The following is a 21,356-nucleotide window of genomic DNA, read 5'->3' on the forward strand; positions in this document are numbered from 1 at the left end:
CATGGTAGCGAGGCAGCCTGGGAAGCCCCGGGTCGGGGAGCCTCCCGTTGTCATTTCGTGATCGAGTACACACCGGACGCACAGGCTCGCCCTCCGGGCCCATTGTGTCGGATCTGAGGGTTCGTCGGTGAATGTTGCGCGGCGGCCTTGGCATGCGGCTCCCCATTGATACCGTAGGACGGTGACTTCCTCCCCTGACGACCGCGCCGCCCAGGTGGACGAGACCGAGACCGCGCCGCCGAAGGCATCGACGAAGCCTGTGGCGAAGACGACTGCCGCGAAAACGACGCCCGCGAAGACCGCTGCTGCGAAGTCGACGGCTGCGAAGACCGCTGCTGCGAAGTCGACCGCTGCGAAGACCGCTGCTGCGAAGTCGACCGCTGCGAAGACCGCTGCTGCGAAGTCGACTGCTTCCAAATCGACCGCCGCGAAGACCACTGCCGCGAAGAAGCCCGCCGGGAATCGCGCTCCGGCGAAACCTGCCGCCTCGAAGATGGCTCCTGCCAAGAGGCCCGCCGCCACGACGACGGCGAGATCGGCTGCAGAGCAGGCGGCACCGACCGCTGAGGTCGTCGTGGAGCCTCTGAAGAACGCCATGCTCGATCGATCCGCGTCGAACGCCGCTCCGAAGCGCACGTCTGCGACGGCCCGCACGGCCGCGGCGAAGAACACGGCCGCACGTGCCGCGGCGACGAAGCCCGCCGCGGGGACGACGGCATCGGCGAAGTCCGCGGCAGCGAAGACCGCCGCAGCGAAGACCGCCGCAGCCAAGACCGCCGCAGCGAAGACGGCGGCGGCCAAGACTGCGGCCGCGAAGACCACGGCCCGGTCGACGACCGCGAAGACGGCGGCAGCGAAGACGGCGGCAGCGAAGACGGCGGCGGCGAAGGCTGCCGCGGAGAAGGCTGCCGCTGCCGCCGCGGAGGCCGAGACGGTTGCCGCCACCGCAACGCCCGTCGTCGAGCCGGCGCCGGCTGGCGACCAGACGGCTCCCGTCGAGTCCGCTTCGGCGATCGAACCCGCCCCCGCATCCGAGGAACCGGTGCGCGGTGAGGTAGAGGCACCCGCGGTGACGGCGGCAGACGACGTCGCTGTACCGACCGAGGTCGAGGTCGAGGTCGAGTCGGAGCGCGAAGCGACGTCGGTCGAGGTCGTCGAAGCCGTGGTCGACTCCGACGACGCGGCCTCCGACGCGGTCGGCGCAGCCGACAGCACGTCCGACGGCGAGGCGATCAGCATCCGCGGTCTCGTGAAGCAGTTCGGCGACAATCGTGCCGTCGCCGGAATCGACCTGACAGTCCCGGCCGGGTCGTTCTACGGCGTCGTCGGCCCCAATGGCGCCGGTAAGACCACCACGCTCTCCATCGTCGCCGGTCTGCTGCGCGCCGATGAGGGCAGCGTCGTGATCTGCGGAATCGATCAGGCGGTGCAGCCGCAGGCGGCGAAGCGAATGATGGGCGTGCTGCCCGACCGGCTGCGCACGTTCGACCGGCTCACCGGCCGCCAGCTCCTCTACTACTACGGGCTTCTGCGCGGGCTCACGGCCGATGTCATCGAGAAGCGTGCGGCTGACCTCGCTCGTGCCTTCGATCTCGGCGACGCGCTCAGCCGAGTGGTCTCGGACTATTCGGCTGGCATGACGAAGAAGATCATGCTCGCGGGGGCCATGATCCATTCGCCGCGCGTCCTCGTGCTCGACGAGCCGTTCGAATCGGTCGATCCGGTCTCGTCCGCGGTCATCCTCGACATCCTGCGCGCCTACGTCTCACACGGCGGCACCGTCATCCTCTCCAGCCACGGCATGGACCTGGTCGAGCGCGTCTGCTCGCGTGTGGCCATCATCGTCAACGGTGAGGTGCTCGCAGAAGGAACGATCGACGAGGTGCGCGCAGGTCAGACCCTCGAAGCGCGCTTCGTAGAGCTCGCCGGATCCAGTGGAGAGGTGGAGGGGCTCGAGTGGCTGCACACGTTCTCCGACTGAGAGTCGCGCTCCTCTTCGGGGCGCTGCGCAGCGATCGTCGGGTTCGGATGCTCGTGATGCTCGCAGCGGTCGTCGCCGTCACGGTCATCGTCTGCCTCGCGATCTTCAGCCTTGCCGATGCTCCTGTTCCCGTCGCCCGCGCGGTCACGGTGCTCGGCGGGGCCGCCCTGCTCGTCGGCTTCCTCGTGGGCCCGATCCTCGTCGGCGCGGTCGACCAGCTGGATCCCCGTCGGTTCGCGGTCTTCGGCGTGGACGAACGCCAGATGCCCTGGGTGCTCACGCTGGCGGCCTTCGTCAGTGTGCCCAGCCTGGCGCTGCTCGCCGTCTACATCAGCGTCTGCATCGTCGCGGTCCAGGCGGGAACGCCGTGGCCGCTCGCCATCCTGATGACGCTCCTCGGCGTCGTGACGACCGTGCTCGTCTCCCGGATCGGTATGGCGGTCAACGCCCTGCTGCTCCCCGAGCGTCGCTCGCGCGAGCTCACCGCGCTGTTCGCGCTCGCGCTGCTGGTGATCGCGTTCCCCGTCGCGGTGTTCCTCGGGTCCCTGCGCTGGGACGGTCTCGTCCCCGACTCTCTGGCGACGCTGTCGACGGTGCTCGGGTTCAGTCCGTTCGCCGCGGCGCCTGCCTTCCTCTTCTCGTCCGCTGCAGGAGGGACGGCATCGGCGTGGGTGAGCGGCATCGTGGCGGTCCTCACCGTCGGCCTCCTGTGGGTCGCCTGGTCGTGGCTCGTGCGTCGCCTGCTCACGACGACCGAGCGCCCCGTCACCTCGCGAGAGCGCACCGGGCTCGGTTGGTTCGGTCTCCTGCCGTCCAACGCGTTCGGCGCGATCGCCGCCCGCAGTCTCGTGTACTGGCTCCGGGATCGCCGGTACATCATGAACATCATCGTCGTGCCGGTCGCCGGGGTGCTGACGGTGCTTCCTCTCATCGTCGCGGGCGTGCCCGTCGAGGTCGCCGCCCTGGTGCCCGTCCCGGTGATGGCGCTCTTCTTCGGCTGGCTGCCGCACAACGACGTCGCCTACGACTCGACGGCTCTGTGGACCCACGTGGCGAGCGGGGTGCGCGGGCTTCCCGATCGCCTCGGTCGCCTGGTTCCGGTTCTGCTGGTGGCTGTTCCCGTCCTCGCGATCGCCACGCCGCTGTCGCTCCTCTTCATCGGCGACTGGAGCCTCCTGCTGCCGCTCGGGGGGCTTGCGGCGAGTCTGCTGTTCTCGGCGCTCGGCATCTCGAGCATCGTCTCGGTCGTGGCCCCGTACGCGGTCTCCCGGCCCGGTGACAGCCCTTTCCAGCAGCCGCAGCGGCCCAGCTCGCGAGGCACGTGCGGCCCGGCGGCCGCTTTCCTCGGAGCGATCGTGGTCAGCATCCCGACCGCCTGGCTGTTCGCGGCCACGGTCCTCGAGGGGTCGGCCTATGCGCCGGCGACGTTCTGGGTCGGGCTCCTCGTCGGGCTCACCGTGCTGGCAGCGGGAGCGGTCATCGGCGGCCGCATCTTCGAGCGCAGCGGCGAGAGGCTGATGGAGTTCGTCGAGACCGCGTGACGACCGCCCGCGGCGTCTTCGACGCCGCTAGACTCTCGGGATGAGTACTCCGCTGGACAGCCCCGATCAGGGCGGCGTGGCAACGCTTGATCGCGAACTGGAAGAGCTTCTCCGCGAGGAGAATCTCGAGCCGGGCGACCACGAGCGCTTCTCGCACTACGTGAAGAAGGACAAGATCCTCGAGTCCGCGATCACCGGGAAACCGGTGCGGGCACTGTGCGGCAAGAAGTGGACGCCGGGTCGCGACCCGGAGAAGTTCCCGATCTGCCCCACGTGCAAGGAGATCTACGAGTCGATGATCGGCTGACGTCAGTCGGCTTCGACGTACACGGTGGGAATCGCCGGGTCGGACTTGCTGAGCGCGAGAGCGCGCACCGGCAGTTCCTCGCGCACGCGCAGGTGGTGCGCTCGCGCGGCCGCCGTCCCCTCCGCGCCCTCGTGGGCGGTGTCGATGTCGCCGGCCTCGACGAAGGTCACCTGAAGCGCACGGCCGTCGGGGTGCTCGTCGGGCGTGTCCAGTTCCTCGAAGCCGTCGGAGACGACGACGGTCTCTGCGGTCGCGACGCCGTCGACCACGGTGCGGAACGCCGCCTTGCGGCCGCCGTACGAGGCCTTGTCGGCAGACGCCTTCGCCACCCCGATCCACGACCCGTCGGCATCCTGCCGTGCGACGAGCTTGTAGACCATGCTCGCCGTGGGGTATCCGGAGCCGGTGACCACGGATGTGCCGACACCGTAGGCATCGACCGGTGATGCGGCGAGAGCCGCGATGGCGTACTCGTCGAGGTCGCTGGTCACGGTGATGCGTGTGTGGGCGGCACCGAGCTCGTCGAGCTGTGCGCGCACATCCGCGGCGACGATCGGAAGGTCGCCGGAGTCGATGCGCACACCGCCGAGACGGGGGCCGGCGACGCGGATCGCCGTCTCGACGCCGGTGCGGATGTCGTACGTGTCGACGAGCAGCGTGGTGTCGGCGCCCATGCTCGCCACCTGGGCGCGGAACGCCTCCTCCTCGGTGTCGTGCAGCAGCGTCCACGAGTGGGCGGCCGTGCCCATCGTGGGAATGCCCCAGCTCCGCCCGGCTTCGAGGTTGCTCGTCGCGCCGAACCCCGCGATGTAGGCGGCGCGGGCTGCGGCCACTGCTGAGCGTTCGGCCGCACGTCGCGAACCCATCTCCGCCAGCGGACGCTCGCCCGCCGCGATGCTCATCCGCGCGGCGGCGGTCGCGACTGCTGAGTCGTGGTTGAGCACGCTGAGCGCCAGCGTCTCCAGGACCACCGCGTCGGCGAACGTCCCCTCGACGGTGAGGATGGGGGAGCCGGGGAAGTACAGTTCACCCTCGCGGTAACCGCGGATCGATCCGGTGAACCGGTAGTCCTCGAGGTACTTCAGCGACTCGGCGTCCACGACCTGCGCGTCACGCAGGAAGCGCAGCTCCTCCTCACCGAAGCGGAACTCGCGCAGCAGCCCGAGAAGGCGACCGGTGCCGGCCACCACGCCGAACCGGCGACCGCCGGACAAGCGGCGGGAGAACAGTTCGAAGACGCTGGGACGGAAGGCCGTCCCGTCCCGGAGGGAAGCGGCGAGCATCGTCAGCTCGTAGCGGTCGGTGAGCAGCGCCGTCGACGTGGTCATGCGCTCAGCTTACTGAGCGTGCTGATGCGCGCGTCGGGCCGCGCGCGGGTAGGCTGGGGAGTCATGAACGACGCGCCGATCGGGATCTTCGACTCCGGTGTCGGCGGGCTCACGGTGGCGCGGGCCATCCGCGCCCAGCTGCCCCGAGAGTCCTTCGTCTACATCGGCGACACCGCGCACTCCCCGTACGGCCCCAAGCCGATCGCCGACGTCCGCCGCTACTCGCTCGAGGTACTCGACACACTTGTCGACCAGGGTGTGAAGATGCTCGTGATCGCGTGCAACACGGCGTCGGCGGCGATGCTCCGTGACGCGCGCGAGCGATACGACATCCCCGTCGTCGAGGTCATCGGCCCCGCCGTGCGCCGAGCCGTCTCCACGACGCGCAACGGGCGGGTCGGCGTCATCGGCACGGTGGGCACCATCGGATCCCGGGCCTACCAGGACATGCTCGAGGTGAACGAGAGACTGCGGGTCTTCACGGCGGCCTGTCCGCGGTTCGTCGAGTTCGTCGAAGCGGGGATCACGGGTACGCCCGAGGTCCTCGCGGTCGCCGAGGAGTACCTCGCCCCGTTGCGGAACGCGGACGTGGACACGCTCGTGCTCGGGTGCACGCACTATCCGTTCCTCCGCGGTGCCATCAGCTATGTCATGGGAGAGGGCGTCACCCTCGTCTCCAGCGACGACGAGACCGCAGGCGACGTGTACCGCCAGCTGGTCAGAGGCGACCTCCTGGCGTCGCCCGACGCGACGGCGACCTACGTCTACGAGGCCACCGGAGCCTCGGCCGATGAATTCACGGCATTGGCCAACCGGCTCATGGGTCGTGAGGTCCGCGACGTGCAGCTCGTGCAGACCGGCGTGATCCCCCTTCCCCGCATCGCCTTCGAGTAAGGCCTCCTCGAATCGTCCTGACTCGATTCGTCCACCCCGACCGAGAGAAGCACATGACCGAAATCGTCCGCGTCGACGGCCGTTCCACCGACCAGCTGCGAGAGATCACCATCGAGCGCAACTGGAGCGCGCACGCCGAGGGGTCCGCCCTGATCAGCTTCGGCGGCACGAAGGTGCTGTGCACCGCCTCCTTCACCAACGGCGTCCCGCGCTGGCTGACCGGGAAGGGCAAGGGATGGGTGACGGCCGAGTACTCGATGCTCCCGCGTGCGACGAACAGCCGCAACGACCGCGAGAGCGTCAAGGGGCGTATCGGCGGTCGCACACACGAGATCTCCCGCCTCATCGGCCGCGCGCTGCGCGCCGTCGTCGACACCAAGGCACTCGGTGAGAACACGATCGTGATCGACTGCGATGTGCTGCAGGCAGACGGTGGCACGCGCACCGCAGCCATCACGGGCGCGTACGTAGCGCTGGCCGACGCGATCGAGTGGGGTCGGGAGAAGAAGTTCATCGGCAAGAACTCCACGCCGCTGCTCGACTCCGTGGCCGCCGTGTCGGTGGGGATCATCGATGGCGAGCCCATGCTCGATCTGGCATACACCGAGGATGTCCGCGCCGAGACCGACATGAACGTCGTGGTCACCGGGCGCGGGCTCTTCGTCGAGGTGCAGGGCACCGCCGAGGGAGCGCCGTTCGACAAGCGCGAACTCGATGCGCTGCTCGAGCTCGGCGTGGCCGGCTGTGAGGATCTGAAGGGCAAGCAGCTCGCCGCGCTGGCGGGGGAGTGACGATGCAGGTCGTCCTCGCGACCCACAACGCCCACAAGGTCGCGGAGTTCCAGCAGATCGTGGCGCAGGCGCGTCCTGACCTCGAGGTCGTCGGCTACGACGGACCCGAACCGGTCGAAGACGGAGTCACCTTCGCCGAGAACGCGCTGATCAAGGCGCGGGCGGCGTCCGCGCACACCGGACTCGCGGCCCTGGCTGACGACTCCGGGATCTGCGTCGACGTGCTCGGCGGCTCTCCCGGAGTCTTCTCCGCCTACTGGGCAGGACAGAAGAAGGATGCCGCGGCGAACCTCGAGCTTCTGCTCGATCAGCTGCGCGATATCGCTGACCCGCACCGGGCCGCGCACTTCACCTCGACGATCGCTCTGGTTCTGCCGGATGGACGCGAGCATGTCGTGGAGGGGCGCTGGCCTGGGCGCCTCGCGCACGCGTCGTCGGGCGACGGCGGCTTCGGATACGACCCGATCTTCATCCCGGACGGGCAGCCGGAAGGGCAGGAGCGGACCGTGGGTGGCTTCTCCGCGGACGAGAAGCAGTCGCAGTCGCATCGGGCCCGCGCTTTCGCCGAACTGCTGCCGCTGCTCGGCGCGCTCTGACGTCGCACGGTCCTTCAGTGAACCGCAGATGACGGTGAGAATCGTTACCCTTCCCGACTAGTCGGAACCGGGCTTCCGGCCCGGTTTCCCGGTCTAGCCTGGGGGCATGCACGATCACGCACCCGCTGCCGGCGGCATTCGTTCAGCCAGTAGTCGACGCCTGCTGGCGATCTCGTTGTCGCTCACCGCGACCGTGATGGTCGTGCAGGTCGTCGGTGCGATCCTGACCGGATCGCTCGCGCTCCTCGCGGACGCCGCCCACATGTTCACGGATGCGTCCGCCCTCGTCATCGCGCTGATCGCGGCGACGGTGGCGGCACGCCCGGCCGATGACCGGCGCACCTTCGGCTATCAGCGCGCCGAGGTGTTCGGGGCGCTGATCAACGCCGTGATCCTGATCGCCCTGGCGACCTGGGTCGCCGTCGAGGGAATCGGGCGGCTCGTGAACCCGGGCGAGGTCGAGGTCGCCGGCGGGCTCATGCTGGTCGTCGCCGTGGTCGGCCTGTTCGCGAACGCCATCTCGATGTGGCTGCTGAGCCGCGCGCAGCGGACGAGCATCAACGTGCGCGGCGCATATCTCGAGGTGATGGGCGACCTGATCGGATCGGCGGCTGTCATCGTCGCGGCCATCGTCATCCTCCTCACCGGATGGATGCCGGCGGACGCCATCGCCTCGCTCTTCATCGCCGCGATGATCCTCCCGCGGGCGATCACGCTCCTGCGCGAGGTCTTCTCGGTCCTCGCCGAGTCCGCGCCGAAGGGGACCGCTGTCAGCGACATACGGACGCACCTGCTCGGCTATGCGGGTGTCATCGGCGTGCATGACGTCCACGTCTGGCAGCTGACCCGAGGCGCCCCGGTCTTCACGGCCCACGTGAGCGTCGATCCGCAGTTGCTCGCCGACGGACGGTCGACGCAGCTGCTCTCCGACATGCAGGCGTGTCTTGCCGATCACTTCGATGTCGCGCACTCGACGTTCCAGATCGAGCCGGCCGAGCAGTCCGACTGCGAACCGCATCACGCCTGAGCCGCCGTGACGAGCGAGTTGGTCAGACCTCCACGACGATGTCGTCCGGCTCTTTGTCCGGGCGCAGTCCGCGCCACCGTGCGTGACGGAGCACTCCGTCCGGGGTCCAGTTCGCGAACTCCACCTCGCCGACGAGCTCAGGACGCACCCAGAGCGCATCGGACGCATCGGGGGCCGGCACACCATCGAGGGGAACGGTCTTCACGCGCAGAGGTTCGAGGCGAGTGAGAAGGTCGCGCAGGATGCGGTCGGTGAACCCGGAGCCCACGCGGCCGACGTAGCGGAGCCGAATCGATCCATCGACGCCGCGCGCCGGTTCGGGCACCGCCAGCAGCAGAGAGCCGAGGGTGCTCTCCCTGTCGCCTTTTCCCGGGCGGATGCCGACGATCACGGCCTCCTGCATCCGGGTGTGCTTGAGCTTCAGCCAGGACGGGCTTCGTTGCCCCGGGCGGTAGCGGGACTGCGGATCCTTGACCACGACCCCCTCGAGTCCGAACTCCCGGCTCGCGGCCAGGGCAGCATCGACGTCGTCGAAGACCGGCGGGAGCTGGACGGGAGCGTCGAGGTCGGCGATCACGTCTTCGAGCAGTGTGCGCCTTTCCCGCAGCGGCATTCCGGTGAGGTCATGACCGTCGAGGCGCAGCAGATCGAACAGCATGTAGACGATCGGCGTGCGGATGACCTCACGCTCGATCTCACGCGGCCGCGTGAGGTGCATGCGGTTCTGCAGCAGCGAGAAGCTCGGTCGCCCGTGGCCGTCGAACGCCACGATCTCCCCGTCCACGACGGCGTCCGTGACAGGGAGGAACGGCGCACCATCCGCTGTCAGTTCGGGGTAGCGGGCGGTGATATCGGTGCCGCGACGTGCGTGCAGCAGCATCCGCCCGTCCGCCCACGTGCCCATCGCGCGGATGCCGTCCCACTTCACCTCGACCCAAGAGGCGTCGCTCAGCGCGCGCGCGACTCCGGGCGTGCCGTTCTCCGCGAGCATCGGTGCGAGCGTGGCGGCGGTGCTGTCGGTCGCCGGGATCGGTCCGCTACGCGGATGGCGCGAAGATCGACGCGGCGATGTCGTCGCCGCGGGCGGCGGCGTCGGCGTCGACTCGATGGCGAGGGGTCGAAGGCTCGCGAGAGGATCCATGCCCGAAGCCGACCTGTCCAGAACCTGTTCGAAGTCGAGCTGCGCCAGGGCGGGGTCGTCGAGCTCCTCCCAGGTGCGAGGGGCGGCGACCCAGGGGCGTGCGCGACCACGAAGGGAGTAGGGCGAGATGGTCGTCTTCTTGCCGTTGTTCTGGCTCCAGTCGAGGAAGACCTTCCCCCCGCGCACCGCCTTCGACATGACGCTGGTGGCGAGGTCGGGGTGATCGTTCTCGATCAGGCGCGCGAGCTCCTTCACGACGGCGGAGATCTCGTCGCTGGTCTGCTCGCCCGGCAGAGCCGCGTAGAGGTGGATGCCCTTGCTCCCGCTCGTCACAGGGAACGGATCGAGTCCCATGTCGGTCAGGATGACGCGGGCGAACCGGGCGACCTCGGCGCACTGCGCAAGACCCACCCCGGGCCCGGGATCGAGATCGAGGACGAGACGATCGGGGCGACCGGGCAGCCCGTCCGGGGCGAAGCGCCATTGCGGCACGTGCAGTTCGATCGCCGCGACCTGGGCGAGCCACACCAGGGTGGGCACGTCTTCGACCAGCGGATACTCTTTCGGTCCGTCGGAGTGCTGGATCGCCTGCCGCGGAATCCACTCGGGTGCCCCGGGTTCGAGCTGTTTCGTGAAGAACGCATCGGCCGGAGCATCCTCCGTCCCGACGCCCTCCACCCAGCGCTTGCGCGTGACCGGTCGCCCGTCCAGGAGGGGGAGCAGAAGAGGAGCGATGGTGCTGTAGTAGGCGATGACCTCGCCCTTGGTGGTGCCGGTCTCGGGATAGACGACCTTGTCGAGGTTCGTCACGCGCAGACGACGGCCGCCGACCTGCACGACCTGCCCCTGTCCGACCATGCAGCCAGCGTAGTCAAGGGTCTGGCCGCGACGGTGTCGGCTGGTGTTCACTGGTCACATGAGAACGATCTGGAAGGGCGCGCTGACGTTCGGCCTCGTGAACGTGCCGGTCAAGGTGTACTCCGCGACCGAGGACCACGACGTGCCGCTGCATCAGGTGCACGAGAAGGACGGCGGGCGCATCCGCTACCAGCGCACCTGCGAGGTGTGCGGTGAGACGGTGGCATACGCCGACATCGACCGCGCCTACGTCGAGGAGGGGCAGACCGTCGTGCTCACCAAGGACGACCTCGCAGCCCTCCCTGCGGAGAAGAGCCGGGAGATCGACGTGGTCGAGTTCGTCCCGTCCGACCAGGTCGATCTGCTCACGCTCGACAAGCCGTACTACCTCGAGCCCGACTCGAAGTCTCCCAAGGCGTACGTTCTGCTGCGGAAGACCCTGGAGCAGACCGACCGCACCGCGATCGTGCGGTTCACGCTACGACAGAAGACGAGGCTGGCGGCGCTCCGCGTGCGGGGCAAGGTGCTCGTGCTGCAGACGCTCCTGTGGGCCGACGAGGTGCGCGAAGCCGAGTTCCCCGCGCTGGACGAGGACGTGCGGATCTCGAAGAAGGAGCTCGAGCTCTCGGCATCGCTCGTCGACAGCTACTCGGCCGATTTCGATCCCGAGGAGTTCGTGGACGAGTACCAGAAGGAGCTGCGCACCCTCATCGATGCGAAGATCGAGGCAGGCGACACGTTCGATGTGGCCGAGACCTTCGGCGAAGCCGAGAAGGCAGCCGAGGGCGGCGAGGTCATCGACTTGATGGAGGCGCTCCGCGCCAGCGTCGCGCGCACCAAGGAGGAACGCGCCAAGAACGCGGGCTGAGAGGTCGGCGCCGCGGTGACGGCGCCGGGAACTCAGTGCTTGCCGTCGCCGTCCAGGTCGGGCGCGCGGTCGAACACGTCGGCGTCCAGGACAAGCTCCTGCGCCTCTTCGGCATCCGTCACGACGTCTTCACCGGCCGCTGCAGCCTTCTTCGCCTTGTGGCGCTCGGAGAGATAGTGCCAGAGGGTCACGAGCGCGGTGCCGCCGACCGCGGCGAGGAGGATGAGGTCGATGTAGCTCTCGACGAACTCGGCGACCGGCGGGATGAACCCGATGAGGTAGCCGAACATCGTGAGCCCGAATCCCCACAGGACCGCACCGATCAGGTTGTAGAGCGTGTACTTGCGCCACGGCATGTGGCCGACGCCGGCGGCGACGGGAGCGAAGGTCCGCACGATCGGTACGAAGCGCGCGAGGATCACGGTGATGCCGCCGAAGCGCTCGAAGAAGGCGTTCGTGCGTTCGACGTTCTTCTTACTGAAGAGGCCCGACTCCTTGCGCTCGAACACCGCGGGTCCGCCCTTGTGGCCGATGACGTATCCGACCTCTCCGCCGACGAACGCGGCGAGGCCGATGAGGAGGGCGACCCACCAGACGCTGATGCCGAAGACGCCGTGCTCCGAGCCCGCGATCGGGTGCGAGAGAAGTCCTGCGATCACGAGGAGGGTGTCGCCGGGGAGCAGGAATCCGACGAGCAGACCCGTCTCCGCGAAGACGATGAAGCACACGACGAGCAGTGCCCACGGCCCGGCGGTCCCGATGATCGTGGCGGGGTCGAGCCAGGGGATGAGAGCGGTCGGCGCGTGCAGCATGGTTTCGAGCACTGGGGGAGTCCCGTCGGTCGTGATTGGTCGGCGGTAGAACAGAGCGATGTCGTGGCGGCCTGAGATGGCCGCCGTCGTCTCTCGTGCGGAAGGTGGGACTTGAACCCACACGCCCTGGGGCACAGGAACCTAAATCCTGCGTGTCTGCCAATTCCACCACTCCCGCGCGGTGGAATCAGTCTACTGACCGCTGAAACCGCGTGTCTGGGGATCAGCCCGCAGTTCGCCCCCGCCGACCGACGGGCCGCGCCTCACGCGTGAGGAGCCGAGGGTGGGATGCCGGGCTCCGACGGGTTCGGCGCGAGAGGTTCTTCGGGGTTGGGCGCCAGCGGCTCCTGGGGGTTCGGCGCCAGCGGCTCTTGGGGGTTTGGGGCCAGTGGCTCTTCCGGGTTGGGGGCGAGCGGCTCATCGGGGAAGAGCGGAGAGGGCTCGTCGGGGTTCGACGGGGACGGAGTGGTCTCGGTCATGTCGGTGTCCTTTCGCTGAAATCACGTCACGCATCGCCGAGTCGAGCAGGGTGCGGCCACGGTGTCTGCTCCCTTGCGCGACGGCGACGGATGTGGTGAGGGTCGTGCTGAGGCGGCGCTCCCGGCGGTCCCCAAGATGGCTGTGGATAACTTCGGAGCCGCCCGGCGGATTGTTGCGAGGATGCCGGGGTGAGTCATCCTTCCGCCCTTGTCGCCGAACGTGTGCGGATGCGTCTCCGATCCGAGGGGATCGATCCCACCGTCGATCCGGACTCGGCGTGGCGGATCACTCACGCGGAGGTGCGTCGTCATGACGACCGCGCCCTCGCGCGGGGGGAGGCCCTGATCGAGGACGAGGCGGCGTGCGTCCGCGAGGTGCTGGCATCCCTTAGCGGATTCGGGGCGCTGCAGCCCCTGCTCGACGATCCCGTGGTCGAGGAGATCTGGCTGAACGGCTCCGGCCACGTGCACGTGGCTCGCGAGGGCGTAGCGGAACGGACCCGGCTGCGACTCGACGAGATCGCGGTGCGCGATCTCGTCGAACGGATGCTGCAGTCCACCGGACGACGTGTGGACATCAGTCAGCCGTTCGTTGACGCGTCGCTGCCCGACGGCTCGCGTCTGCACGTGGCCATCGCCGATGTCGTGCGAGGGTCGTGGGCCGTCAACATCCGCAAGTTCCTGCCGAAGTACCGGTCGCTCGAGGCATTGACACGTCAGGGCATGATGCCCGCCACCGTCGCGGAGACCTTGCGGGGCGCGATGCACGACGGTCGCAGTGTGATCGTCTCAGGAGCGACGCATGCCGGCAAGACGACCGTGCTCGGGGCGCTGCTGGACTCGTGTGCCGGGTCGCAGCGCATCGTGACGGTCGAGGAGACCTTCGAGCTGGCCGTCGACGGCCCCGACCTCGTCGCGCTCCAAGGGCGTCAGGCCAGCCTGGAAGGCACAGGCGAGATCACCCTGCGCCGTCTGGTCAAAGAAGCGCTGCGCATGCGGCCGGATCGGCTGGTGGTCGGTGAGGTGCGCGACGCCGAGGCGCTCGATCTGGTGCTCGCGCTCAACACCGGCGTCCCCGGTGCCTGCACCGTACACGCGAGCTCCGCCACGGAGGCGCTCGAGAAGCTGAGCATCCTGCCGTTGCTGGCCGGCCGGAACATCGATCGCGGATTCATCGCTCCTGCGCTCGCGGCGTCGGTCGATCTCGTGGTGCACTGCGTCCGCGACCGTGCCGGGGAACGGCGGGTGCAGGAGATCATCGCTCCCACCGGCGACGTCGATGACGGACGCATCCGAACCACCCGGATCTATCAGGCCGAGGTCGCGTCGTGACGTTCCTCCTCGGGGCGGTCCTCGCGGCCGGAGTGCTCCTGTGCGCGTCTCCGTGGCTGTGGCCACCGAGACCGGACGCCGCCCCGACGGCCCCCAAGGCGCGACTGATCCGTTTGAACGCCGAGGCGGGGTTCGACAGTCTCTCGGCGCGCGCGCTCATCGCCGTGATCATGGCCGCCGGGCTCATCGCCGCCTCCACCGCATGGCTGCTGACCGGACTCCCCATCCTCGTGCTGCTCGCCGCGTCGGCGGGAGCCTTGACGCCGATCATGTTCCTGCGCGGAAGGCGGCTGCGGCTGCGCCGGCTGCGTCGGCAGCTGTGGCCCGACGTCTGCGACCTTCTGATCGCGTCGATCCGCGTCGGACTCTCCCTCCCCGATGCCGTGGCGAGCCTGGCCGAGTCCGCGCCCACGATGCTGCGGCCCGCGTTCGGCGTGTTCGCCAAAGACCTGCAGTCGAGCGGTCGATTCGAGACGAGCCTCGATCGGCTGAAGACGTCGTTGGCGGACCCGATCGGCGATCGCATCGTCGAGACCCTGCGGATGGCGCGTCAGGTCGGCGGCACCGAGCTGGTCGGGGTGCTCCGCGCGCTCTCCACCTCCGTGCGGGCGGATGCCGCGCTACGCGGAGAGGTCGAGGCGCGACAGTCGTGGATTCGTGGCGCAGCCGTCCTCGGCGCGATCGCGCCGTGGGTCATCCTCAGCCTGCTCGTCATGCGGCCGGAAGGGGCATCGGCGTACGGCACACCGGAAGGCGTGATCGTCATCTGCGTCGGTGCGGGGGTCTCGGTCATCGCCTTCCAGATCATGGTCCGCATCGGGCGGCTCCCGGAACCTCGGCGGTGGTTCGGGTGAGCGGGTTCTCGGCCCTCGCCTGTGCCGTTCTCGTCGGTGGCGGCTTCGCCGTCGGGGTGCTGAGCATCCTCGCCGGCCTCCCGCGCTGGCGGGCCGCTTCACTGAGCGTGCGGATCGGCCCCTACGTGCGAGAGGTGGTCCCGGATGAGGACCTCCCACGGGGTGTTCTCCCGCTCGCGGGCACACTGCCCGCGAACGCCCGAACTCTGTGGGGCGGGCTGCGGGACGTGTTCGAGCGCATACTCGGAGGCGGAGAGGTGCTTCGGCGGCGGCTCTCCCAGGCCGGTGTTTCGATGGAGCCGGCGACGTTCCGTGGCAGGCAGTTGGGCTGGGCGCTCGCCGGCATCGGGGCCGGCGCCGTCGTTCTGATCGTGCTCGCCCTGACCGGACGGCTGTCCGTTCCCACAGGCGTCATGCCGTTGCTGTGCGGCGCCGCCGCCGCGACCGCGTACGATCTGCAGCTGTCGGCACGGGCCAAGGCGCGCCGCGTGCGTCTCACCGATGAGCTTCCGACGACCCTGGAGTTCCTGGCCCTGTGCCTGTCGGCAGGCGAGGGGTTCCTCGATGCTCTGCGTCGTGTGGCCGCTGTCGGCTCCGGCGAGCTGACCGGCGAGCTCCGTGGCGTCGTGGTCGCGGTCGGCACCGGGTCGCCGCTCGCCGATGCGCTGACCGAGATGGCGAGACGCCTCGACCTGACCGCGCTGTCACGTGCCGTCGACCAGGTGATCGCCGCCCTCGAGCACGGGGCACCGCTCGCCGCCGTGCTGCATGCGCAGGCGGGAGACGCACGGGAAGACGCGAAGCGAACGCTCATCGAACAGGCAGGGCGCAAGGAGATCCTGATGCTGCTGCCGCTCGTCTTCCTCATCCTCCCGCTGTCGGTGCTGTTCGCCGTCTACCCGGGACTCTTCATCCTCCGACTCGGTATCGGCTGATCGGCCATGATGATCGGCCATGAAAGGACGACCATGTTTGCACCTTCACTGGACACCCGTCACCGACAGGGCACCCGGCGACGCTGGTGGCGCTCTGCAGCGAGCCGCGTCGACGCGTTCGCCCGCGACGAGACCGGAGACGTACCCGGCTGGGTGCTCGTCACGCTGATGACCGCCGGATTGGTCGTCTTGATCTGGGCTGTGGCCGGTCCGGCGCTGACCACCCTGTTCGAGCAGGCGATCCAGCGCGTCTCCGGGCTCTGACATGCGCGTCGCGCGGGCACTGGCCGACGAACGCGGATCCAGCCCTGTCGAGTTCCTCCTGGTCGGCACGCTCCTGACCGCACTGACGCTCGGAGTCCTCCAGCTCGCGCTCGCCGTGTACGTGCGCAACGTGGTCCACGACGCGGCCGTGGAGGGCGCGTATCACGCGGCCCTCGCCGACACGACTCAGGAGGAGGGGATCGAGCGCACCCAGGTGGTCATCACCCGGGCGATCGGTGCGTCGTATGCCGAAGACGTCCGGATCGGCTCCTCGGGCGCTCGAGGGCAGGAGACCGTCGACGTTCGAGTGCGCTCGACCTTCCCTCTGCTCGGACTGATCGGCGTACCTTTCGCGATGGAGGTGGAGGCGCATGCACCGGTGGAGGCGTTCGGTGATCGATGACGCCGGTTCCGCGGCGCTCGAGTTCATCACCGTCGGCGTGATCCTCCTGGTGCCGATGATCTACCTCGTCGTCGCACTCGGAACGATCCAGGAGCAGATTCTCGGAGCGGGGGCGGCCGCTCGCCACATCGCCCGCGCCATCGCGCAGGCTCCCGACGCCGCGTCGGCCGCGGCACGCGGCGACGTCGTGCTCGCACAGGTGATCGACGAGTACGGGCTCGATGCCGGCGCGGTCGATCTCACACTCTCCTGTCGCCCCACGGGCACCGAATGCCCTTCTGCCGGAGCGACGATCATCGTCACCGTCGCCACGCGGGCGCGACTCCCGCTGGTGCCGGAGATCCTCGCCTTGGATCGATCCACCGCGGTGCCCGTGCAGGCGCAATCCGTGCAGAAGATGTCGAGGCTGTGGGGCTCGGAGTGAGCGGCCGCAGTATGCGCGGAGCGCGGGCGGCCGGCATGGGCGATGACGGCAGCACGCTTCCGTTGATCCTCGGCTATGTGCTCCTCACCCTGGTGGTGATCTTCGTGTGTGTCTGCGCCACCGATCTCTATCTCGCGCAGAAGCGACTGGACGCGCTCGCCGACTCCGCCGCGCTCGCCGGGGCGGACGGATTCACCGTGCAGGCGATCGATGGTGCGGTTCGGGCCGAGCTGACGGATGCCGCGGTGACGGAGCAGGCGGCCGAGTTGGTGAGTGCATTGCCGGGGGAGGCGTCACTCGTCTCGGCCAGGACTCCGGACGGGGTGTCTGCGCGAGTGACCGTGGCGGCCTCGTGGCATCCGCCCCTGTTGTCCCCGTTCGTGCCCGACGGCGTCCGCCTGGAGTCCACGGCGACCAGTCGCACCGCGCTGCGTTGACGAGCGAGTCGGTTCAGCGGGGATCGCGTAGCTGCGCGAGCAGACCGTCGAGCCGGGGCTCGAGCTGTGGTGGTATCGCGGTAGGCAGCGCGTCGACCGGCCACCAGCGCAGATCCTCGGATTCGTCGCTGACGGTGAGCACTGCATCTCGATCGACCACGACGGCGATCCCGATGTCGAGGTGCGAGACGCAGGCACCGAAGCGGGAGGACAGCGCATGGTGGTCGAGGTCGTACGCGAGGGGAGCGGCCGGTGGGTCCGTCACGATACCGGTCTCCTCACGCAGCTCCCGCAGTGCTGCGCTCACGACAGAGTCGTCGCCGCGCTCGACGTGACCCCCCGGCTGCACCCAGAACTGTCCCTTGCGGTGGAAGACGAGCAGCGTGTGTTGCAGCGAGGCGTCGAAGACCACGCACGAGGCGGTCAGATGATCCGGACCTGAGCCGCGATGCACCGGCCCCCGGGCCTCCCCGAAGAACGAGGCGAAGTCCGCGTGTGCGCGGCGGTCACGCTCGGAGCGGGGCACGAACGTCGAGACCAGACGATGGGCATCGGCCGTCAGATTCGTGATCATTCCGCACCCTCGTCGGTCGGGTTGTCGTTCGGTCGCTCCCGCGGTACGAACCTCGGTATCCAGCGCACGAACCCTGCCGCGCCGACGAGACCGATCACACCCATGGCGGCTGCGGCGAACGGCAGTGCGGCGACGGCGGTTATCGCCGAGACCAGCAACGGCGCGAGCGCACCGCCGGCATCGGTCAGCGTCCGCCAGGAGCCCAGGAAGGCGGCCGGCTCGCGCTTCGGGGCCACGTCCGCGCCGAGAGTCAGCAGGATGCCGCTGGACAGGCCGTTGCCGACGCCCAGCACCGCCGCGAACATCCCGAACCACAGCACCGCGGCGTCGACATCGTGCGTGAACGACAGGGCGAGGAAGCCAGCACCCATCAGCACCATCGCGGGCATCGCCGCCCACAACCGCCCGAAGCGGTCCATCACCTGGCCACTCGCATAGAACAGCGCGAAGTCGATCGCGCCGGAGACGCCGACCACGAGGGCGATCGTCGAGGCATCCAGTCCCAGCGAGAGTCCCCACAGAGGGAGCACGACCTGTCGGGCGGATCGGACGGCGGAGAGTGAGGCGGCGGCCAGTCCGAGGCGCCCGAGCACCGCGCGCTGTCGCCACATGGTCTGGAAGATCCCCAGCCGTTCGATCGTCGGGATGGATCCGCTCACGGCCTCACCGGAGTCCTCCAGATAGCGCTCGTGAGTGGTCGACGGAAGGGGAGCGATCGCTTTCTCGGGGTCGGGCCCGAAGAGGACCAGCACGACCATCACGACGAGGCAGCCCAGGAAGAACCAGATCGCCGCACTCTCGCTGCCGAAGAGCTGCAGGAGCCCGGCGGCGACGAACGGCCCGATGAAGATTCCAAGGCGGAAGCTGCCGCCGAGCAGCGAGAGGGAGCGCGCACGGAAGGCGACCGGCACGCGGGTGGTCATGAACGCGTGACGGGCGAGGCCGAAGGCCGCCGCGCAGATGCCGAGCAGGAACACCGACGCCGCGAGCACACCGAGCGAGGGCGCGAACACCATCCCGATCCCTGCGATGATCGCGATCACGCCGGCGATTACCATCGTGTACCGCTCGCCGATCCTGCCCACCGCCCATCCGGCAGGGAGGTTGCCGCACAGCTGGCCGATCACCAACGCCGACGCCACGAGCGCGGCGAACGCCACGTCTGCGCCCATGGATGCCGCCAGCACCGGGATGAGCGGGATCACGGCGCCCTCGCCGAGCGCGAACAGGACCGTCGGCAGGTACACCATGGGCCCGAACTGTCGAAGGACCGCCGATGCACTGCTCACGTCTTCACGCTACTCCGGCCGATGTGCCGTCGAAGACGAGGTCCCCGTGCGTGCGGGCGGCACGTTAGGCTGAGGTGTCATGCTCGAACTAGATCTCTCCGCCGAAATCCAGGCGCTCAGGCACACCTTCGGCGACATCAGCGAGGTCGTCGATGTCTCCCGTCTCCGCGACGACATCGCGCGTCTCAGCGAGGAGGCGGGTGCCCCCGACCTCTGGGACGACACCGAGAACGCGCAGAAGGTCACCAGCGCACTCAGCCACCGTCAGTCCGAGCTCGCCCGCATCACCGGCATCGCGCAGCGTCTCGACGACCTCGAGGTGCTCGTGGGTCTCGCGAACGAGATGGGGGATGAGGAGTCCGCGCAGGAGGCTCGCACCGAACTCGCCTCGCTCACCGACCTGATCAACCAGCTCGAGGTGCAGACTCTGCTCGACGGCGAGTACGACGAGCGCAGCGCCATCATCACCATCCGCTCCGGTGCGGGCGGCGACGACGCCACCGACTTCGCCGAGATGCTGATGCGCATGTACCTGCGCTGGGCCGAGCGCCACAAGTACCCGGTCAAGGTCATGGACACCTCCTACGCGGAGGGCGCCGGCATCAAGTCGGCGACGTTCGAGATCGACGCGCCCTACGCGTTCGGCACCATCTCGGTCGAGGCCGGCACCCACCGTCTGGCCCGCATCAGCCCGTTCGGATCAGCCGACAAGCGTCAGACGTCGTTCGCCGCGGTCGAGGTCATCCCGCTGATGGAGGAGGCGACCGAGGTCGACATCCCCGAGAACGACATCCGCGTCGATGTGTTCCGGTCCTCCGGCCCCGGCGGTCAGTCGGTCAACACGACCGACTCCGCTGTGCGCCTGACGCACCTTCCGACCGGCATCGTCGTGTCGATGCAGAACGAGAAGTCGCAGATTCAGAACCGCGCCGCCGCCATGCGCGTGCTGCAGACCCGACTGCTGCTGTTGCAGAAGGAACAGGAAGCAGCGAAGAAGAAGGAGCTCGCGGGCAACATCACCGCGAGCTGGGGTGACCAGATGCGCTCGTACTTCCTCTATGGCCAGCAGCTGGTGAAGGATCTGCGCACCGGCCAGGAGTCGGGCAACCCGGCTGCCGTGTTCGACGGAGACCTGGATGACTTCATCTCCGCGGGCATCCGCTGGCGCAAGCGCAAGATCGAAGACTGAATCCATGAAGAAGGCCCCGGATCACTCCGGGGCCTTCTTCGTGTGACTCGTCAGTATTTCGCACCCTCGAGAGTGCCGGTCACGTCTTCATAGCTGTACAGGATGCACTGGACGGTGCGATCGTCCGCGCGGGCCCAGGAGGTCTCCGTCGGCTGATAGGTGTAGAAATCCAGCACCGAGTCTTCGTAGGCGATGCCGACGTATGCGTCGAAGTGCGAGGCGCAGCCGTCCCATGCCGCTTCGCCGAGAGCATCGTCGCCGGGGAACGCCTCCTCATCGACCTCGAAGATGAAGTACACCTCATCCGTATGCGGCCGCTCGCACGGGACGACGGGCAACTCGTAGATCTGACCCGTGTCCTCGTAGTCGACGAACGGCAGGCAGTCGCCGACCTCGAGCTCGGCGAAGGGCACCATCTCGGCACCCTCGATCGACGCGGGGTCCGTGCGCTCCTCGGCGCTCGCAGCGGCGTCGGCCGGGGCCGAGACGGTCGCGAGCAGCAGCAGCGACACGGCGAACGCCAGGAGCGCTCCGATCGCCGACACCACCAGCCCCGTGATCCCCGGCCACTTGCGGCCGCGGAGGAACAGGGACACGAGCGACAGCACGAATCCGACGCCGAGAAGCGCCCAGCCGACGATCGAGATCACCGGGATGCAGGCGCACACGACGCCGACGACCACCACGGCGAGACCGATGATTCCGAGCACCGACACTCCGGGCGCGGGTGGCTGCGGTGCCGGCGCACCCCACGCTCCGCCGGGTGCTCCGACGAGGTCGGGCGCGATCACCCGCTCGGTCGACACCCCCGACGAGGGCAGCGTGTAGGGCGGGGTGAACGGCGCTGCGGCGGGCGACGGCACGGCGGAGGCAACCGGCTCGGCCGACGGTCGTTCCGGGGCCACCGGCGCATCGTCGGAGGTCCGCACGTGCGCGGTCCACTGCGTGCCGTCCCACCACCGCAGGCTGCCGGAGCCGTCGTCATACCAGCCGGCAGGCGTCGTCATCAGATGGTTCCGCTCGTCCGACGGC

The 21,356-nt window shown here is 68.8% G+C and carries 23 protein-coding genes and 1 tRNA gene; 16 read left to right on the forward strand and 8 right to left on the reverse strand.

The annotated features are described in order from the left end of the window. Positions 1 to 181: 181 nt before the first annotated feature. Genes ACCO44_RS09870 through ACCO44_RS09880 form a run of 3 tightly spaced genes read left to right on the forward strand, consistent with a single transcriptional unit; the run spans position 182 to position 3,829 of the window. Entirely contained in the window at positions 182 to 1,981 is a 1,800-nt protein-coding gene (locus tag ACCO44_RS09870) for an ATP-binding cassette domain-containing protein (RefSeq protein ID WP_372466449.1), read from the forward strand. Then, positions 1,957 to 3,522, forward strand: coding sequence for a hypothetical protein (locus tag ACCO44_RS09875; protein ID WP_372466450.1), 1,566 nt, complete (start codon positions 1,957 to 1,959; stop codon positions 3,520 to 3,522). The genes ACCO44_RS09870 and ACCO44_RS09875 overlap by 25 nt, the downstream gene beginning before the upstream one ends. 40 nt (positions 3,523 to 3,562) lie before the next feature. Then, positions 3,563 to 3,829, forward strand: a complete 267-nt coding sequence (locus ACCO44_RS09880) for a DUF3039 domain-containing protein (protein ID WP_026049764.1) — start codon at positions 3,563 to 3,565, stop codon at positions 3,827 to 3,829. Between the two features lie 2 nt (positions 3,830 to 3,831). On the opposite strand, the gene ACCO44_RS09885 is transcribed toward ACCO44_RS09880, so the two are convergent. Next, complete coding sequence (locus ACCO44_RS09885) at positions 3,832 to 5,157, reverse strand: nicotinate phosphoribosyltransferase (protein ID WP_372466451.1); 1,326 nt, start codon at positions 5,155 to 5,157, stop codon at positions 3,832 to 3,834. Positions 5,158 to 5,220: 63 nt separating this feature from the next. On the opposite strand from ACCO44_RS09885, the gene murI reads away from it, so the two are divergent. The 4 genes from murI to ACCO44_RS09905 all read left to right on the forward strand — a co-directional run bounded on the left by murI (position 5,221) and on the right by ACCO44_RS09905 (position 8,465). Beyond that, complete coding sequence (gene murI, locus ACCO44_RS09890; RefSeq protein ID WP_029262517.1) at positions 5,221 to 6,051, forward strand: glutamate racemase; 831 nt, start codon at positions 5,221 to 5,223, stop codon at positions 6,049 to 6,051. Between the two features lie 53 nt (positions 6,052 to 6,104). After that, positions 6,105 to 6,842, forward strand: coding sequence for a ribonuclease PH (gene rph, locus ACCO44_RS09895; protein ID WP_029262516.1), 738 nt, complete (start codon positions 6,105 to 6,107; stop codon positions 6,840 to 6,842). A 2-nt stretch (positions 6,843 to 6,844) separates the two neighbouring features. Next, entirely contained in the window at positions 6,845 to 7,438 is a 594-nt protein-coding gene (gene rdgB / locus ACCO44_RS09900) for an RdgB/HAM1 family non-canonical purine NTP pyrophosphatase (protein ID WP_372466453.1), read from the forward strand. Positions 7,439 to 7,544: 106 nt separating this feature from the next. Then, positions 7,545 to 8,465 (forward strand): cation diffusion facilitator family transporter, encoded by a 921-nt coding sequence (locus tag ACCO44_RS09905; protein ID WP_105710862.1) that lies wholly within the window; start codon positions 7,545 to 7,547, stop codon positions 8,463 to 8,465. 22 nt (positions 8,466 to 8,487) lie between these two features. On the opposite strand, the gene ligD is transcribed toward ACCO44_RS09905, so the two are convergent. Continuing rightward, complete coding sequence (ligD, locus tag ACCO44_RS09910; protein ID WP_372466454.1) at positions 8,488 to 10,464, reverse strand: non-homologous end-joining DNA ligase; 1,977 nt, start codon at positions 10,462 to 10,464, stop codon at positions 8,488 to 8,490. Between the two features lie 58 nt (positions 10,465 to 10,522). Here ligD and ACCO44_RS09915 point away from each other — a divergent pair, with 58 nt between their 5' ends. Next, positions 10,523 to 11,332, forward strand: a complete 810-nt coding sequence (locus ACCO44_RS09915) for a Ku protein (RefSeq protein ID WP_029262512.1) — start codon at positions 10,523 to 10,525, stop codon at positions 11,330 to 11,332. 32 nt (positions 11,333 to 11,364) lie between these two features. Here ACCO44_RS09915 and ACCO44_RS09920 read toward each other — a convergent pair whose 3' ends face one another. The 3 genes from ACCO44_RS09920 to ACCO44_RS09930 form a co-directional block, all read right to left on the reverse strand. Further along, positions 11,365 to 12,144, reverse strand: coding sequence for a DedA family protein (locus tag ACCO44_RS09920; protein ID WP_372469395.1), 780 nt, complete (start codon positions 12,142 to 12,144; stop codon positions 11,365 to 11,367). A gap of 96 nt (positions 12,145 to 12,240) precedes the next feature. Then, positions 12,241 to 12,322, reverse strand: a tRNA-Leu gene (locus ACCO44_RS09925). An 85-nt stretch (positions 12,323 to 12,407) separates the two neighbouring features. Continuing rightward, the gene (locus ACCO44_RS09930; RefSeq protein ID WP_146114827.1) at positions 12,408 to 12,623 is read right to left on the reverse strand and encodes a hypothetical protein; all 216 of its coding nucleotides are present in this window, start codon (positions 12,621 to 12,623) and stop codon (positions 12,408 to 12,410) included. A 189-nt stretch (positions 12,624 to 12,812) separates the two neighbouring features. Here ACCO44_RS09930 and ACCO44_RS09935 point away from each other — a divergent pair, with 189 nt between their 5' ends. The 7 genes from ACCO44_RS09935 to ACCO44_RS09965 are packed head-to-tail and all read left to right on the forward strand — an operon-like array spanning position 12,813 to position 17,272. Further along, the gene (locus ACCO44_RS09935) at positions 12,813 to 13,955 is read left to right on the forward strand and encodes a CpaF family protein (protein WP_372466455.1); all 1,143 of its coding nucleotides are present in this window, start codon (positions 12,813 to 12,815) and stop codon (positions 13,953 to 13,955) included. Further along, positions 13,952 to 14,809 carry a type II secretion system F family protein gene (locus tag ACCO44_RS09940; RefSeq protein WP_105710858.1) on the forward strand — a complete coding sequence of 286 codons (858 nt, stop codon included), beginning with the start codon at positions 13,952 to 13,954 and terminating at the stop codon, positions 14,807 to 14,809. Before ACCO44_RS09935 ends, ACCO44_RS09940 begins: the two co-directional genes overlap by 4 nt. Beyond that, positions 14,806 to 15,744 (forward strand): type II secretion system F family protein, encoded by a 939-nt coding sequence (locus ACCO44_RS09945; protein WP_029262507.1) that lies wholly within the window; start codon positions 14,806 to 14,808, stop codon positions 15,742 to 15,744. The genes ACCO44_RS09940 and ACCO44_RS09945 overlap by 4 nt, the downstream gene beginning before the upstream one ends. 33 nt (positions 15,745 to 15,777) lie before the next feature. Next, positions 15,778 to 16,008 (forward strand): hypothetical protein, encoded by a 231-nt coding sequence (locus ACCO44_RS09950; protein WP_105710857.1) that lies wholly within the window; start codon positions 15,778 to 15,780, stop codon positions 16,006 to 16,008. 1 nt (position 16,009) lies between these two features. Then, positions 16,010 to 16,411, forward strand: coding sequence for a TadE/TadG family type IV pilus assembly protein (locus tag ACCO44_RS09955; protein WP_372466456.1), 402 nt, complete (start codon positions 16,010 to 16,012; stop codon positions 16,409 to 16,411). Continuing rightward, entirely contained in the window at positions 16,401 to 16,835 is a 435-nt protein-coding gene (locus ACCO44_RS09960) for a TadE family protein (protein WP_372466458.1), read from the forward strand. Before ACCO44_RS09955 ends, ACCO44_RS09960 begins: the two co-directional genes overlap by 11 nt. Next, positions 16,832 to 17,272, forward strand: coding sequence for a pilus assembly protein TadG-related protein (locus ACCO44_RS09965; RefSeq protein WP_315985401.1), 441 nt, complete (start codon positions 16,832 to 16,834; stop codon positions 17,270 to 17,272). The genes ACCO44_RS09960 and ACCO44_RS09965 overlap by 4 nt, the downstream gene beginning before the upstream one ends. 13 nt (positions 17,273 to 17,285) lie before the next feature. Here ACCO44_RS09965 and ACCO44_RS09970 read toward each other — a convergent pair whose 3' ends face one another. Beyond that, positions 17,286 to 17,846, reverse strand: a complete 561-nt coding sequence (locus ACCO44_RS09970) for an NUDIX hydrolase (protein ID WP_372466459.1) — start codon at positions 17,844 to 17,846, stop codon at positions 17,286 to 17,288. Then, a complete protein-coding gene (locus tag ACCO44_RS09975; RefSeq protein WP_105710853.1) occupies positions 17,843 to 19,096 on the reverse strand; it encodes an MFS transporter in 1,254 nt (417 codons plus the stop codon). The genes ACCO44_RS09970 and ACCO44_RS09975 overlap by 4 nt, the downstream gene beginning before the upstream one ends. 118 nt (positions 19,097 to 19,214) lie before the next feature. Here ACCO44_RS09975 and prfB point away from each other — a divergent pair, with 118 nt between their 5' ends. Further along, complete coding sequence (prfB, locus tag ACCO44_RS09980; RefSeq protein WP_029262501.1) at positions 19,215 to 20,324, forward strand: peptide chain release factor 2; 1,110 nt, start codon at positions 19,215 to 19,217, stop codon at positions 20,322 to 20,324. Positions 20,325 to 20,374: 50 nt separating this feature from the next. On the opposite strand, the gene ACCO44_RS09985 is transcribed toward prfB, so the two are convergent. Further along, positions 20,375 to 21,331 (reverse strand): DUF2510 domain-containing protein, encoded by a 957-nt coding sequence (locus tag ACCO44_RS09985; RefSeq protein ID WP_372466460.1) that lies wholly within the window; start codon positions 21,329 to 21,331, stop codon positions 20,375 to 20,377. Between the last annotated feature and the right edge of the window lie 25 nt (positions 21,332 to 21,356).

The organism is Microbacterium maritypicum (assembly GCF_041529975.1).
Classification (GTDB): Bacteria; Actinomycetota; Actinomycetes; order Actinomycetales; family Microbacteriaceae; genus Microbacterium.

Coding starts and splice junctions, on each gene's coding strand:
- ACCO44_RS09880 (WP_026049764.1), top strand. CDS start 3,563: ATGAGTACTCCGCTGGACAGCCCCGATCAGGGCGGCGTGGCAACGCTT.
- ACCO44_RS09885 (WP_372466451.1), bottom strand. CDS start 5,157: ATGACCACGTCGACGGCGCTGCTCACCGACCGCTACGAGCTGACGATG.
- murI (WP_029262517.1), top strand. CDS start 5,221: ATGAACGACGCGCCGATCGGGATCTTCGACTCCGGTGTCGGCGGGCTC.
- rph (WP_029262516.1), top strand. CDS start 6,105: ATGACCGAAATCGTCCGCGTCGACGGCCGTTCCACCGACCAGCTGCGA.
- rdgB (WP_372466453.1), top strand. CDS start 6,845: ATGCAGGTCGTCCTCGCGACCCACAACGCCCACAAGGTCGCGGAGTTC.
- ACCO44_RS09905 (WP_105710862.1), top strand. CDS start 7,545: ATGCACGATCACGCACCCGCTGCCGGCGGCATTCGTTCAGCCAGTAGT.
- ligD (WP_372466454.1), bottom strand. CDS start 10,464: ATGGTCGGACAGGGGCAGGTCGTGCAGGTCGGCGGCCGTCGTCTGCGC.
- ACCO44_RS09915 (WP_029262512.1), top strand. CDS start 10,523: ATGAGAACGATCTGGAAGGGCGCGCTGACGTTCGGCCTCGTGAACGTG.
- ACCO44_RS09920 (WP_372469395.1), bottom strand. CDS start 12,144: ATGCTGCACGCGCCGACCGCTCTCATCCCCTGGCTCGACCCCGCCACG.
- ACCO44_RS09930 (WP_146114827.1), bottom strand. CDS start 12,623: ATGACCGAGACCACTCCGTCCCCGTCGAACCCCGACGAGCCCTCTCCG.
- ACCO44_RS09950 (WP_105710857.1), top strand. CDS start 15,778: ATGTTTGCACCTTCACTGGACACCCGTCACCGACAGGGCACCCGGCGA.
- ACCO44_RS09955 (WP_372466456.1), top strand. CDS start 16,010: ATGCGCGTCGCGCGGGCACTGGCCGACGAACGCGGATCCAGCCCTGTC.
- ACCO44_RS09970 (WP_372466459.1), bottom strand. CDS start 17,846: ATGATCACGAATCTGACGGCCGATGCCCATCGTCTGGTCTCGACGTTC.
- ACCO44_RS09975 (WP_105710853.1), bottom strand. CDS start 19,096: ATGGTGTACCTGCCGACGGTCCTGTTCGCGCTCGGCGAGGGCGCCGTG.
- prfB (WP_029262501.1), top strand. CDS start 19,215: ATGCTCGAACTAGATCTCTCCGCCGAAATCCAGGCGCTCAGGCACACC.
- ACCO44_RS09985 (WP_372466460.1), bottom strand. CDS start 21,331: ATGACGACGCCTGCCGGCTGGTATGACGACGGCTCCGGCAGCCTGCGG.